Annotated in this window: 9 protein-coding genes, 1 tRNA gene and 1 pseudogene; 1 reads left to right on the top strand and 10 read right to left on the bottom strand. The window is 63.7% G+C overall.

From position 1 onward, the window contains the following. Positions 1-59: 59 nt before the first annotated feature. From HV773_RS28605 to HV773_RS28590, 4 genes are all read right to left on the bottom strand, one after another. Positions 60-965 carry a DUF4123 domain-containing protein gene (locus HV773_RS28605; RefSeq protein WP_175197524.1) on the bottom strand — a complete coding sequence of 302 codons (906 nt, stop codon included), beginning with the start codon at positions 963-965 and terminating at the stop codon, positions 60-62. Between the two features lie 9 nt (positions 966-974). After that, positions 975-3539, bottom strand: coding sequence for a type VI secretion system Vgr family protein (locus tag HV773_RS28600; RefSeq protein WP_175197523.1), 2565 nt, complete (start codon positions 3537-3539; stop codon positions 975-977). Between the two features lie 262 nt (positions 3540-3801). Beyond that, the gene (locus HV773_RS28595) at positions 3802-5355 is read right to left on the bottom strand and encodes an amino acid permease (protein WP_175197522.1); all 1554 of its coding nucleotides are present in this window, start codon (positions 5353-5355) and stop codon (positions 3802-3804) included. Positions 5356-5547: 192 nt separating this feature from the next. Continuing rightward, positions 5548-7263: a dihydroxyacetone kinase family protein gene (locus tag HV773_RS28590; RefSeq protein ID WP_175197521.1), complete on the bottom strand. Its 1716-nt coding sequence runs from the start codon at positions 7261-7263 to the stop codon at positions 5548-5550. A gap of 174 nt (positions 7264-7437) precedes the next feature. Here HV773_RS28590 and HV773_RS28585 point away from each other — a divergent pair. Beyond that, positions 7438-7514: transfer RNA gene (locus tag HV773_RS28585), tRNA-Val, on the top strand. 106 nt (positions 7515-7620) lie between these two features. On the opposite strand, the gene HV773_RS28580 is transcribed toward HV773_RS28585, so the two are convergent. From HV773_RS28580 to HV773_RS28555, 6 genes and pseudogenes are all read right to left on the bottom strand, one after another. Next, positions 7621-8502: a glutamate/aspartate ABC transporter substrate-binding protein gene (locus tag HV773_RS28580; RefSeq protein ID WP_377730660.1), complete on the bottom strand. Its 882-nt coding sequence runs from the start codon at positions 8500-8502 to the stop codon at positions 7621-7623. Between the two features lie 114 nt (positions 8503-8616). Beyond that, positions 8617-9882 (bottom strand): annotated as a pseudogene (locus HV773_RS28575) (D-amino acid dehydrogenase); the annotation flags it as partial. Between the two features lie 107 nt (positions 9883-9989). After that, entirely contained in the window at positions 9990-10571 is a 582-nt protein-coding gene (locus HV773_RS28570) for a BPSL1445 family SYLF domain-containing lipoprotein (RefSeq protein WP_175197518.1), read from the bottom strand. A gap of 126 nt (positions 10572-10697) precedes the next feature. Then, complete coding sequence (locus HV773_RS28565; RefSeq protein WP_175197517.1) at positions 10698-11669, bottom strand: DUF2950 domain-containing protein; 972 nt, start codon at positions 11667-11669, stop codon at positions 10698-10700. Positions 11670-11689: 20 nt separating this feature from the next. Beyond that, positions 11690-13126 carry a DUF3300 domain-containing protein gene (locus HV773_RS28560; protein ID WP_175197551.1) on the bottom strand — a complete coding sequence of 479 codons (1437 nt, stop codon included), beginning with the start codon at positions 13124-13126 and terminating at the stop codon, positions 11690-11692. 313 nt (positions 13127-13439) lie between these two features. After that, positions 13440-14798 (bottom strand): TAXI family TRAP transporter solute-binding subunit, encoded by a 1359-nt coding sequence (locus HV773_RS28555; RefSeq protein WP_175197516.1) that lies wholly within the window; start codon positions 14796-14798, stop codon positions 13440-13442. Positions 14799-14894: the final 96 nt, after the last annotated feature.

Genomic DNA, 14894 nt, shown 5'->3' with positions numbered 1-14894 from the left:
ATCCCCATCGCCTTGCGCAGGACGAGGTGCGAAACGATTAAAAATAGTTGCGTCCGCAATCATGAGCGAATCACCGCCAGACGCGTCAGCACCTGCTCGAACTCCGCGCCCGACTCGAGCCGCGCGAGTTGCTCGCGCACCGCGGGCAGGTCGGCAAACGCAGGGCCGTTGAGCAGCCCGATCATCATGATCGCCTCCAGATCGTCGATGGCGCCTACGCCGTGCCGTGCCGCCGCGCGCATCGTCTGAGTACTCTCGCCGTAGATCTCGGCACGCGTGCGCTGTGCGGCCTGTTTGGGATGCTCGTCGAAGTAGCGGCGCATCACGCTGCCGGGTAAGCCCGCATAGACCATCATCTGATGCTGGATCTCGGACATGGGCCAGGGCGTGGCGGGCGCGATCGGTGCAGCGGGCGGCGCATCGCCGGACTCGACTGCGAACTGCGCGGGGCGCTGGTGCAGGTCCGCCCATGCGCCATCGGGCTGCATGGCATGCCACCGGCTCGTGTAGCGCATGAAATCATCCCATTGCGCCGGCGACAGCACGCGGACGAAGCGCGGCAGGAGCCATGCATCGTAAAAGCGTAGCAGTGCGCGACGCTGGTCCGGCAGCGCGACTTTCAGATAGCGCGCGAAATGTTGCGCGAGTAGATCCTGTCGCGCAGCGGACGTGAGCCAGCTCGCCTGCGCCGTCGTGTGTCCCGATTCGGCGAGCGAAGCGAAGAGCGCGTGCGAGTCATGTGCCGGATCTTCCGCACCGGTAAGGTCGAGCAGCGCAGGGCCGATGTCGCGCTGGCCTTCGAGAATCGGATCGTGGCTAAACAGCCGTGCGGACGCCGGCAAGCCGTTGGCGGGCAGCAACCGCAGTTGCTCCGGCGTGAGTTGCGCGAGGTCCACGAGCACATAGCGACGTTCGTCTTGCTGCGGCTGTGTCAATTCGATGAGTTCTTGTATGGTTGGCTGCATGTCGCCCACTCAAAGCGGCACAAAGGGGTTGACGTCGGCGGCGGCGTCGAGCACGCACGAGTGGCAGATTCCCTCAGGGAGCTTCGGCAACGGGTAGGGCATCGACGTCGGGCCCGAAAAGTCATGCTGCGCGCCCTTGATGTCGATATTGCCCGGCGCGTGAATCTCGATGTTGCCGTCCTTGATGCGGATATACGCACCGCCCGACGTCAGCAGGATTTCCTGTTTCGCGGCGGCCTCAATGCTTGCAGTTGCCGAGAGAAGTTTGACCGTTTTCTGCGCCGTGACTTCCACGTTGTCTGCCTGCGCCTGAATTTCCACCTTCCCCTTGCCCGCAAACAGCTTCATGCCGGCGCTCTGCACGAACAGGCTCAGCTTCTGCCCGACGCTCGCGACCAGCGACTTGCCCGTCGCCACGTACGTGCTTTGTCCGCTAACCAGATTGATCTGCTGATCGGCGGCTACATGCGCCGACTGCTGCGTCGAGAGCGCGAGACCCGCAGGACTCGCCATCAGCATCACCGGCTCGCTGAACGCATTCGCGCTGCCCGTGCCGCCACCCGCCGTGTTGCCGCCGCTCGCGCTTGCTGCGCCCTGTACGCTCGATTTCGTCGCTCCGGCAAACGTTTTGAGCGCGGCGCTGCCGTCTTTCAGCGATTCCGCCTGGTGCGTCTCGCTCGCCTGCGAGAGTGCATCGAGCGTGTCCTGCGCGCCGTTGAGCTGCGTGCGGGTTTCGCTCACGTCGAGCTGCTGGCTCGCTGCGCTTTTCGGATGCGTGCTGACGTAAAGCCCCTCGCCCGCCCGGATCGCACCATACGCATCGGACTTCAGGTCGAAGCCACTGCCCAGATACGCACCGCGCGCGTTCGCGTTCTGCGCGATCAGGTAACCCAGATGCAACTGCGAATTCGCGCTCGTGCTGTAGAGCTGCATGCGGTTCTGGCCCGTGGCATCGTCCATCACCATCTGGTTGTAGCCGCTGCCGCCGTATTCCTTCGACTTGTAGCCCGAGAGAATGCCGTTCGAATGCCAGTGCGGATTCGTCGAGCCGTTATAGGTGCGTCCGGTTACGATCGGCCGGTCGCAGTCGCCGCCGAGCCAGTTCACGATCACTTCCTCGCCTACGCGCGGCACGTGCACGCCACCATAGCCGCCGCCCGTATCGGACATCACCACACGCACCCAGCACGAGGCCTTTTCGTCGCCCGCGTTCAGGCGGTCCCAGTGAAAGCGCACCTTGATGCGGTTCAGCGAGTCGGTATAGACCTCTTCGTTCGCGGGGCCAACCACGATCGCCGTCTGCATCGGCATTTCCGGTTTGTGATGCTCGAACGGACTGCGATAGGGCACGGCCCGGCGCTGCGCCTCGATCTGCACCAGCAGGAAGCCTTCGCTGCCGTCCGCGCCCTTGATCGTGAGCGCTTCGCTTTCGCCCTGATGGGCGGACTTGATCGCGCCAAGCGCGTTTTGCAGGCTGTGCGGGAACGACGGTGTCTGCGCGGTGGAAACCGGCAGATTGTTCTCGATGTACCACGCCGCCTCGATCACCGCGAACTGGCGATCCTGCACGCTGTCCGTATCGTGCTCAGGGTGGCCGTCGAGTTCGAACCAATAGCCCGCATCGAGGCGGCGCACCGCGCCGGCGCCCTCGAAGCGTTTGGCGCGCGACTCCCATTCCTCCATGCGGATTTCCGAGAGCGCGTCGCCGCGCGACTGCTCGCCATAGGTATAGGCGCCGGTGTACTCGTAGACCTCCATCTGCTGCGGCAGGTCGCCGTGCGTCGCGAGCGCAGGCACCGACGTGCCCTTCGGGTTCACGGCGCTCGACGGTGCCTTGTAGTCGAACGTGCGCGTCGTAAGCAGCACGCTCTGCAGGGTGCGCGTACCGCTCCATTGGACGAGCGCATCGGTTTCGCTATTGACACCTGACCGGTAAAAATTAACCGATCGCGGATTTAAAGCGGGCAATGAATCGATATTATCGGTAATAACGACTGCATGAGATTTGCCGTCTTTGGCCTGCTCGAAATAACTGAATAAGCCCTCGGACTCCATAATCCGCTGGCAGAAATTCCAGTCGTCCTCGTATTGCATGCAGAACGAGCGCGACGGTAATGCATTCTGAATGGCGAATCGAAACGCGCCCCGGGCCTGAGGATGGGCGTTGAAAACGTCGGTGAGAATGGCGTCGGCGGGCTGGTCCTGCCAGATGCGGGCATCCTTGCGGAACTTCAGGAAGTGCAGCCAGGAGGCAAATTCGAGCTGGTAGCCCGTGAGGCCGCCATCGGCGCCCAGGCGCCGTGCTGTATGGACGTAGCCGTGATGCGGTTGATACGACTGGTCGGTCTGCTGAAGCCAGAGCGTAACCGGCTGGGCGATGAGCGCCTTCAACTCGATACGGTCGTTGATCGAAACGACATCGAGCGTAAAGCCATAATCGCGGCCCATCCGCGAGTGGCCGATTACGCGCTGAGGTAACAGGACATTATTACCGAGCGGCGTGTCGAGTCTGAGCAGACGGTCAGTTTGTACGAGGCCCCCGGTAATGGCCGCAATCAGATCCTGCGCCCCCATTTTCGATCCTTTTATCGTCGCGATTCAATTGGCGTCATTATTCTACATAACCTCAGAGAAAATGCGGCACGCAAATGAAATCAATCACCCAAACGATTATTGAATTAGTTGATACGGCACTCGATGGATTCCTCTCCAGTTAGTAACAGGCGCTCATCGCTGAAACAGCGACAGTCCGCTCCGGGTCGAACAGCCCCTCCCCCAGAAATCCGCAACGCCCGCCCCCCCAAAAAAAACGGAGGGCTTCCCCCTCCGTCTCTCCTCAAGCTTCGTGCCCCGTCCTGACAACGCCTTCATCACTAGCCTGCGCCAATGCACGCGCTTGCCCGATATAAGGCTCGATATCCATTTCCTCATAACCCATGAAATGGCTCTTCTTCACAATCCGATAACCAAGCCACATCAAGACAAACAGCGGAATCCCGATATACGTGGCCAGCACGCTCACCCAATCGATTTTATTGGCCATGAACGCCTGGTAGTCCTGCCCCAGCATGACGACCAGACAAACCGCGAACGCAAAGATCGGCCCGATGGGAAACCACTTCGACCGGTACGGCAGTTCATCGAGCGAATAGCCTTGCGCGACGAACCCCTTGCGGAATCGATAGTGACTAATGGCAATGCCCAGCCATGCGATGAACCCCGTCATGCCCGAAGTGTTGAGCAGCCACATGTAGACGGTTTTATCCCCGTACATCGACGAAAGAAAGCACAGCGCGCCCACGGCCGTGGTGAGATACAGCGCATTTCTCGGCACGCCGCTCGCGGAAAGCTTCGCGAAGAGTTTGGGCGCGCGGCCTTCGACCGCGAGGTTATAGAGCATGCGCGTGGACGCATACATGCCCGAATTGCCGGCCGACAACACGGCGGTCAGAATGACCGCGTTCATGACGCCCGCTGCAACCGCGAGACCGGCACGGCGAAACACGAGCGTAAACGGGCTCACGCCAATATCGGTCACGTCGGATTTCAGGAGATTCGGGTCGGTGTGCGGAATCAGCAGGCCGATCACGAAAATGGCGAGCACGTAAAACAGCAGAATGCGCCAGAACACCTGGCGCACCGCGCGCGGAATATTCTTGCCCGGGTTCTCCGATTCGCCGGCGGCCACGCCAATCAGTTCGGTGCCCTGAAACGAGAATCCCGCGATCATGGTGACGCCCAGCAAGGCCGGCAGGCCGCCCGTGAACGGTCCGCCATCGAGCGTGAAGTTGCTCCAGACATGGTCCGCGCCACCCTTCAGGATGCCGATGATCATCAGCAGTCCGATGCCGATAAAGGCGACCACGGTGATCACCTTGATCAGCGAAAACCAGTATTCGGCCTCGCCGAAGCCGCGCACGGAAAGCGCGTTGAGCAGGAACATCACGCAGAGGAACGCGGCGCTCCACCAGACGCCCGGCACGTGCGGGAACCAGTAGCCCATCACCAGTTGCGACGCAACCAGTTCGACGGCGATGGTCACGGCCCAGTTGTACCAATAGTTCCAGCCCAAGGCGAAGCCGAAACCCTCGTCGACGAATTTCGCGCCGTAGGTTGCGAACGAGCCCGAGACCGGCATGAAGGCGGCCATTTCGCCGAGGCTCGTCATCAGGAAATAGACCATCAGGCCGATCACCAGATACGCGGCCATGGCGCCGCCGGGTCCGGCTTGGGAAATAGAGGCCCCTGAAGCGACGAACAGACCAGTGCCGATCGATCCACCGATCGCGATCATGGTCAGGTGGCGGGCTTTGAGACTGCGATGCAGGGAAGGGGTTGGGTCCTCAGAGCTGGAAAGGCGCTCTGAAACGTGATGCGGATCCGAATCCATAATAATTCTGACTTCTTTTTAACGAGTGTGGCTGGGCAATTTGACCGCGATTTTATAGCAGTCGCGGCCTGGAGCGGCGCGAACACTCCGGACACCGAACCGGCATGGCGTTTCGTGAGCCATTTCTTGGGGAAAAGCGCGCGAAATATCCCGCCCGACCCCAAAGGCCTCAAGGCGATCCAGGCAAGCCCCTCAAGCCTTCCCGCCCACGTGCGGGCGCAACGCCGCCAGCCAGCACACCACCGCCACAGCGCCTGCATCGGGCGAGCCGATCGCCCGCTCGCCCAGATAGCTCGCGCGGCCCACGCGCGGATGCATATGCGCCGTGGCCTGCGCGCCATGCTCGGCGGCGGACACAGCGGCTGCCCACGCGCGCTGCGCCGTCTGACCCTGCTTTAGCGATTCTTCGAACGCATCCAGGGCGGGAATCAGTGCGTCCAGCATCGTGCGGTCGCCAGCCTTCGCGCCGCCCAATTCGCTGATCGCCTCGATCGCGCCGCGAAACGCCTGCGCCCACTCGTGCGGCGCGGGCTCCGGCGTATCGGCGAGATGACGCGACGCGCGCAGCAGCGCTGTGGAGTAGAACGGCCCCGAACTGCCCGCAATCGCCCGGCGCATGCTCGCACCGAGCGACGCCAGCGCCTGTGGCGCCGTGCCGAGCGCGTGGACCGGCGTGGCGGCCACTGCGTCGGCGGCGCGCCGCATGCTCGCGCCCAGATCGCCGTCACCCGCGAGCGTATCGAGCTCGGTCAGACGCGCCTCGTTCTCGGTCAACGCCAGCGCGACCGCGTCGAGCGCCGCCTTGAGCCGCGCCGCCCAGGCTGCGCGCGAAGCATCCAGCGACGGTGCTACGGATTCCTCATGATTGACACCGGAGGTGTCGAGACGGATGGTCGGGTTCACGCAGCCCTTGCCGGGCCAGGCGTGCGCATCGGTGTGCGCGTCGAGCAAGGCGAGCTTGCTGTCGTCCACGCGCAGCAGCGAGATCGAGCAGCCGGGCATGTTCAGCGCCGAGAGGAAGGTGCCGGCCCATGCGCGCTCCACGCGCACTTCGCGGCAGCGCAGGTTCGCAATGGCCGCGCGCAGCACGATATCGAGCTCCATCCGCGGCGTGGCCCCAAGACCGTTGACGAGCAGCACGACGCGTTCGCCGCGCGTGACGGCGAGATCGTCGAGGATATTGATGAGCAGCGCTTCGGTGAGTGCGTCGGCCGGCAACGGCACGCTGCGCTCCACGCCTTTTTCGCCATGAATGCCCAGGCCGATTTCGATTTCGTCGTCGCCGAGGCTGAAGCTGGACGCCCCCGCGCCCGGCAGCGTGCAGCCGTCGAGCGCGACGCCCATGGTGCCGAGATTGGCGGCCGCGTCGCGCGCGATCGCCGCCACCACTTCGAGCGGCGCCCCACGCGCGGCGGCCGCGCCCGCGATCTTGTGGATCAGCACGGTGCCGGCAATGCCGCGCCGCTGATGGCGCTCGGCGTGGCCGCGCAACGCGACGTCGTCGGCGACGGTCACCACTTCCACGGGGATGCCTTCGGCGCGCGCGAGTTCGGCGGCAAGGCCGAAGTTGAGCCGGTCGCCGGTGTAGTTCTTGACGATGAGCAGCGCGCCCCGCGCGCCCGCCGTTGCGCGGATCGCCGCGAGCACCGCGTCGGTGGGCGGCGAGGTGAACACCTCGCCACATACAGCCGCGCTCAGCATGCCTGCGCCCACATAGCCGCCGTGCGCGGGTTCGTGGCCGCTGCCGCCGCCCGAGATCAGCGCAACCGGGCGCGCATGGGATTCGGGAATGTCGCGGCGAATCAGCACGTTCTCCTCACCGAGGATAACGACATTCGGTGCCTGCAGCGCGATGCCTTCGAGCATTTCGCGCACGACGTCGGAAGGGTGATTGACGAGTTTCTTCATGACGCCCCTGATGAATGCGGTTGAACATTCCGGCGGGCATTCCCGCTGACGGGCCCGCCCTGGCGCTATTCAGTGTACGCCGCTCGTCATGACGGTGTTCGCAAGCCGTTTTCAACAATTTGCGAAAAGCGCTTGCAAGCCTGCTGGAGTGTCTCTATAATTCGCGCTCTCAACAGGCTCGTAGCTCAGTTGGTTAGAGCACCACCTTGACATGGTGGGGGTCGTTGGTTCGAATCCAATCGAGCCTACCAACGAATATGCAGTACCGCATGCGCCTCTGGTTTGGCCGCATGCAATGACAATGACGCACTCCCTCGCGGGACTGCGTCATTTTCTTTTGGTGCTTTCAATTACGCATCAATCGAGCGCCTTGTCGTTCGGATGCGCGAACAGCTCCTTCATCTGCTGCGAAAGCGGATAGTCGAGATTCATGCCGTTGGGCGGGATCGGCTGCGTGAACCACTTCGCGTAGAGCTTCGCCATTTCTCCCGAGGTCTGCATCTTCGCGACCGTGTCGTCCACCAGCGCCTTGAATTGCGGATCGTCGCGGCGGAGCATACACGCATAGTTCTCCGAAACGGGCGGCGTGCCCACGACCACATAATCATTCGGGTTCTTCGCCTTCGCGCGCTCGCCGTAAAGCAGCGGCTCGTCCATCACGAACGCCACCGCACGCCCCGTCGTCACGTTGAGGAACGATTCGGCGTGGTCCTTCGCGCTGATGATCGTCATGTTCATGTGCTTCTCTTCGTTCATCTTGCGCAGCATGCGCTCGTCAGACGTGCCCGCCGTGGTCGCTACCGTCTTGCCCGCGAGATCGGGGAAGTCCTTCACACCCGAATCCTTGCGCGTGATGAAGCGAATGCCGTACAGGAAAATGCTATTGGAAAACGCGGCCTGATTCTGGCGCTCGAACGTATTCGTGGTCGAGCCGCATTCAATGTCGATGGTGCCGTTCTGCACGAGCGGAATGCGGTTTTGCGAAGTAATCGGAATCGTCTTCACCCGCAGGTTCGGCATATTGATCTTTTGCTTGACCGCATCGACGATCTTCAGCGCGATTTCCTGCGAATAGCCGATCACGTTCTGGTTCTGGTCATAGTAAGAAAACGGAATCGACGACTCGCGCGTGCCGAGCACGATCACGCCGCTGTCGTGCACCTTCTTGAGCGTGCCCGCGAGTTCATCGGCGTGGGCTGTGCCCGCGAGCGTCGTGAACGTCGTGAATACCAGCGCCATCGATGCAATCAGTCTGATTTTGTTCATCGTGCTCGTCTCCCAACCCGTCAAAGTGAAGATGTGGCCTCGCAGTGAATGCGCGGTTCGTGATGCTCCGTTGTGATCCTTTGTGACTCAGCGGCCCGGCGCGAATGCGTCGCCATCGAGCGCCAGTTCGCGCTCCGCGAGCAAATCGGCCATCAATTGCGCGCTCCCGCAGGCGAGCGTGAAGCCCAGCGCGCCATGCCCGGTGTTCATCCACAGATTGCGGAAATGCGTGGCGCCAATCAGCGGCTTGCTGTCCGGCGTGGCGGGACGCATGCCGGTCCACGTCTGGAGCGCGCCGTAGTCGCCGGCCTCGGGAAAGGTCTCGCGTGCCTGGCGCGCGAGCAGCGCGATGCGCTCGTGGTCCGCGTGCGCGCTCATGCCCGTGAGATCGACCATGCCGGCAATGCGCAAGCGCTCGCCCAGCGGCGCGTACACCACCTTGTGATGCGCATCCGTGACCGAAACGCGCGGCGCGCCCCACGCGCTCGCATTGGGCAGCGTGAGGCTGTAACCCTTGAGCGGATATACGGGCACGCTCACGCCGAGCGAGGCCAGCATCGGCTGGCTCTGAAACCCCAGGCACACCACGAACGCATCCGCTTCGATGTCTCCCGCCGAAGTCACGGCCACCTGCACGCGCAGGCCCTTGGTACGGAGTCCGGAGAATTCTGTGGCAAGACGAAGCTCCACGCCGTTGCGTTCGGCCGCGCGCGCAAGACCGCGCGTGAAGCTGTCGCAATCGCCGGCTTCTTCGCCTGGTGTATGAATGCCGCCCGCAATCTCGCCGCCGATATGCGCGAGCGCGGGCTCGAGCGCAACGCACGCCGCGCCGTCGAGCGCGTGCTGCTCGCAGCCGAGTTGCGCCTGATAGCGGGCCTGGCCGCGCGCGCCCTCGAAGGCGTCGCGGTCGCGATACACCACGAGCTTACCGTTGCGCACGTAGTCGAACGCCAACGCCTCGCGCGCGACAATCTCGTGCAGGAGCCGCTGGCTCAGAAAGCCCAGCCCGAGCAGTTCCGCCGTGGTGGCGCGGCTGCGCGCACGCGTGCAGGCGCGCAGGAACGCGAGACACCAGCGCCATTGGTGCGGGTCCAGGCGCGGCACGAAACGCAGCGCGGCCTCGCGCGAAAACAGCCATTGCGGCAGCTTCGGCAGCACCGAGGGGTCCGCGAGCGGCGCGACATAGCTATAGCTCAGTTGGCCGCCATTGGCGTGGCTGGTCTCCTGCGCCACGTCCGCGTGACGCTCCACCAGCGTCACCTGATGTCCGTCACGGGCGAGAAAATAGGCGGTCGTCACGCCAATCACGCCGCCGCCCAGCACACAGATTCGCATGTCCCGAAGTTCTCGTTCGTTCTCGTTCCTGCAGTTTCTCCGGCCAAAAACAGGAGCTCAATGGCGAATTGCGCGAACAACGTGACTCGGGACAAGCTAGCGCCTGCTCACCCTGATAACAGGCCCTAGATGTTCAGGCGCGTGACCTTGGTGCCCTCGAGCGAGACGTCGGCCATCAGGCCCGCGTTGGTCAGGACGAACACTTCGACAGGATGGGTGGCCGTGTTGGTGTCGACCGCGCCGTTCGCCCCCACCGTGACGAGCGCAACCGAGGCGTCGGCGCCCGCCGCCCAACCGTCCGTGGCGCGGAATTTGGCGAGCGCATCCTGGGTCATGAAGCAGAAAATGATCGCCTTCGACTGCGCGCCGGCCTGGAGGCCGAACGACCCAGAGACCGTGTTGTAGTAGCCCGCGGTGGCCCCGCCTACGCGCAGCGCGCCCTCGCCGTACTGTGCGCCGACGAAGAAACCGGCTTGCAGCACCGACGGGAACACGAGCACGCCACGCGACTTCGCGACGAGCTCACGAGAACCGTGCACGGTGGAATAGAGCTTGGCCATGGTGTTGTCGACGCTCGCGTCGATCGACTGGCGCTTCGACATATTGGTCGCGGCGTTCGAGGTGTCACCCGGCGTGGTGGTACAGCCCGCAAGCGCGAACCCGCCGAGCGCGGCGGCGGTTGAAAGCATGAAGGTGCGTCGTTGCATGTCGTTTCCCCTACACGAATGAGAGCGTGTGAAGGTTTGCAGCATGCCGCGTGCCCGCTCCGGAGCTGGCACGCGGCATGTGCTCGTACGACTGGCCGGGCAGCGCCGGCCCCAGACAACGTCAGATCAAGGCGTGGTGGACTGCCAGGACGAATCGGGATCGAAGCTCTTGAGCGCGGCGGCGGTGCGCGCGCCGTTGGGCCCAAGGTCCTTTTGATAAAGCTTGCCGTCCTGATTGACGATGAAGCTCATCACGCCCGTCTTGCCATATTGCGCCGGCCACGCCACGAGCGCGAAGCCGTTGGCCAGCTGGCCGTTCGCCATATAGCTGCGCGCGCCGCCCTCCGCATGGGCGCCCTGCGCCGTGAGAATGCGGAAGTGGTAGCCGTGATAGCCCTCCTGCGGCGTGACTTTCGAGTCGCGCATCATGACTTCGGCCAGCGGGCCGAGCGGGCTTTCTTCCTCGCCCTGCTCGACCGGCCAGTAGAGGCCGTCATGCGTGCCGGGCGTGCTCACGAGGCGCTGTGCATAGTGCTGCGTGAGCTTGCGGTAGTCGTTCTGCGCGTCGACATAGGCGAGCGAACTGAGCATGGCCGCGCGCTCGTTGCTGCCGATGCGCCGCGTGAGCATTTCGCTTGCGCCCTCGCGCGGGTCGAAGCTCCAGCCCTTGGCGTTCTGCACGAGCGGGATGGGCAGCGTCCAGCCGCTGTCGCCCACGGCCAGGTGAGCGCTTGCCTTGCCGGCCACGGGAGTGGCGTCGGGCACGATCTGATGGCCCTTCGACCACGCGCCGAGGAAATCGTAGATGTCTTCCTCGCCGATGTCCTTGGTGGGGATGAACTGCTCGAAATTGTTGCCGAGCACGTGCTTCATCGCGTCATGGTCATTGGTGGCCAGCGCGTTGCCGAATGCCTCTGCCGCCGCGTCGGGCGTAGCGTAGACGGCTTGCGCCGAAGCCACGCCTGCGCCGGGCAGGGCCAGCAGAGCGGGCGCGGCGAACAGCGCGAACGCCACTGCCGCGGTGAGCCGGGCGAGCCCGGCAGGCCTTGCGTCGCGCGATGCTTGTTGCGACGGAAGGCGTGCGTGTTTGCGGATCATCGCAAGACTCCTATAGAGATTCAACGACGGAAGTGTCCGCCACCACCGCCAGCCCGGCCGCCGCCGCCGCCAAAGTTGTGCGCGCCACCACCGCCGCCGCCGAAGTTGTGTGCGCCGCCACCACCGTTGAAGCCACCGCCGCCGCCCCGGTTCTGGAACGACTGCCGGCTTTGCTGGCCGCGCTGCATGTCGGCGCGAGCCGCATTGCCGTCGCCGGCGCCGCGCAGCGCATTGCTGCGGTTCGCGCTCTGCGAACGGTTGGCGAGATCGGCGCGATTGGCGTTCTGCGTGGCACCCGAGAGATTGCCGTGGCTGCCGTTGCGCGTAGCGCCCGAAAGGTTGCCGTTGCCATTGCGCGTGGCGCCCGAGAGGTTGCCGTTGCCATTGCGTGTAGCGCCCGAGAGGTTGCCGTGGCTGCCGTTGCCATTGGGGCGGCCGCCTTGCTGGATGCCTTGCAGGCGCTGGCTCGCATTGCCGCTCATGTTCTGGCCGGTGCGGTTCTGCAGCGTTTGCATGGCCTGCGAACGCGACTGGTCATAACCGCGGAACTGGTTGTTGCGCTGGCCGCCGTTGAGGTTATTGCCACGCTGGCCATTGAAGTTGTTGCGCTGGCCGTTGAAGCTCTGGTTGCGGCGCTCGACGTTGTTGTTGCGATTCCAGTTCGCCGTGCTGTGGTTCGAGTTGATGCGGTTGTTGACGTTGATGTTGTTGTAGCGGTTCACGTTGATGTTGACATCGTGCGAACCCCAGCCAAAGCCGCCCCACAACGAGTTCGCCACCGCGATGCCCGCGCCGAACGCCAGCCCCGTCATGAAGCCCGTGGCGATCGCGTAGCCCGGAGGCGGCGGCATGTACACCGGCGGATAAGCCGGATACATCCACGTGCCGTAAACCACGGTCGGGTTATACGTGGGCACGTACACCACCTGCGGATTGGCCGGCTCGATCACGATGGTTTGCGTGGTCGAGGGGCTCGCGGCGGGCTGCACGATGACCTTCTGCTGCTCGTTGGAGTTCAGGTTGCCCGCCCGTTGCGCCTGCAAGCGCAGACGCTGCACGGAGTCCATGACGTCGTTGGGCTGCGCGAGAAAGGCGCTGCCGATCTGCTCGACCCAGTCAGGCTTGGAATCCATGGTGGCGAGCACCTGCGGGAAGGCCACGAGCGACTGCACGCTCGGGTCCCACGGCTGCGAGGAGACGGCCTTCACGGCGTCGTCGCCCTTTGCATTCGGGTTGGCTTTGGACCACGCGGCGGCGGCCTGCACGTCTGCCGGGAACGTGGCAGCCATGAGCACCTGTGCGAGCAGCGCGTCGGGATAGAGCGCGATGGGCGCCGTGAGCGAGTCGAGTTGTTCGTTCGACAGATGCGGCGCCTGCTGAGTCGCGCTTTGCGCGATGGCGGCGGTAGGCCCGGTCGGGCCAATGTAAAGCGGTGCGGCCGCGAGTGCGGCGCACATGAGCCAGACGGCGCGCTGGCGTACACCGGACGATTTCACGAATCGTTCCTCCTCGTTGCGGATAATTCTTTCAGGTCCCCGAAATGGAGAGCCCGCCTGCGGTGCGGACTGAGAGTTTAATCGAGGCACCGCGATTCTGATTCGACGTGTGACAACACACTAGCATCGAAAAATATAGGGGTATGACTTACCGTGTCAACCGCGAGTTCGTCAAGGAACTGTCAGTTTCCGGAATTGCATTAATTACATTTAATGACATGGATTCGGAAATAATTCCAGCAATCATTCCAGTAATCTGAAATTCCCTTTTCTTTCAATGCCCTGCGCCTTCAGACTGTTTAGGTCCGGGCGCCAGATGCATGCGCACGAAGCCTACGTGCTCGCGCAGCACATAGAAAGCATCGGCATAGGCGAGCGGCATGCGCAGCGTATTGAGCGCGCGCTCGATTTCGTCGAGCTCCGCAATGAGCGCGCGCCGCTCGTCCTCGCTCGAATGCTTGAGCGCGTCGCGTTCGATCGCGATGAGCGTGCCGTAATAGCGGTAAATGCGCGAGCGCACGCGCCATCTATACAGCGCGGGTATCGCCCGCAGCGCCGGAATGACCAGCACGGCAAGCGGCAGCAGCAACACGAGCAAACGGTCGGCCACGCTGGCGAGCCAGAACGGCAGCGTGCGATAGAGAAAGCTCTTGCCCGATTTGTAATAGCGCGTGGCGTCTTCGCTGATGCGGAAGTCATGCGCGACGGGGCTCGGAAATTCGCCCGCGCGCTGCAGCAGCCCGGGCACACCATTGACCTCGCCCGCGGCTTCGACGATGAGGTCCGAAATCGCCGGATGCAAGGTGTTGCGCGCCACGATCTCCACGGTCGGCCCGATCAGATGCACGGTTTGCGGCGGCATGCGGCGGCGCAGGTCGAGCACGCCGGGCGGCAGGTCGATGCTCTCCAGATACGGAAAGAGCCGCGCATAAGCCGACGATTCGTCGAAGCTCATCACCGAAATACCGGGTATGCCGAGCAGGCGCTGCATGAGTTCGCGCGTGGCGGAGTCGCCGCTCAGCATGGCGACGTCCACACGGTCCGAGACCAGCGCGGTGGCGGCTTCCATGCCGTCGAGCGGCAGGAAGGTCGAGTCGCCGCCCGGCTCCATGCCGTTCGCGGCCAGCAGCTTCAGCGAGAGCTCGCGCGTGCCGCTGCCCACGCGGCCGATGGCGATGCGCTTGCCGTCGAGCTGGGAAAGCCGCGTGAGCCCCGAGCCGCGATAAAACACCACGATGGGCAGATACGCCACGCTGCCGAGCGACACGAGCGAGCGCGTGTCGAGCCCGTCGGCCACGCCGCCCTGGACGAATGCGAGGTCGACCTTCGACTTGGGATCGAGCAGGCGCTGCAGGTTCTGCACCGAGCCGTCCGACTCCACCACCTTGAGCTTGATGCCGTTGCGCGCGAGGATATTGCTGTACGCCTGCGCCATCTGCATGAACGAACTGTCGCGCGGCCCCGCGCTGATGGTGATGGTGCGCGGCGGCGATGGGTCGACGAGCCACACGAACACCGCAACCACCGCGGCACAGAACAGCGCAATCGGCAGTGACGTGAGCGCGAGATCGCGCCACGCCGGATGCGACGGGTCGCGCATGAAATGCGGCAAAGGCTGTCGATGTCGTTTCATGAAGACCGGCGGCGATGCGTCGAATCAAGAGAGCTTCATCATGCCATCTTCGCGCCGAATCGAAACGCTGGTGTTTGCGAGAGTTTGCCGATGTGC

The sequence above is a fragment of the Paraburkholderia caffeinitolerans genome (assembly GCF_902859945.1).
In the GTDB taxonomy this organism is placed as follows: domain Bacteria; phylum Pseudomonadota; class Gammaproteobacteria; order Burkholderiales; family Burkholderiaceae; genus Paraburkholderia; species Paraburkholderia caffeinitolerans.
Note: the sequence above shows the minus strand (reverse complement) of the source record. Positions and strands in the feature narration are given on the sequence as shown.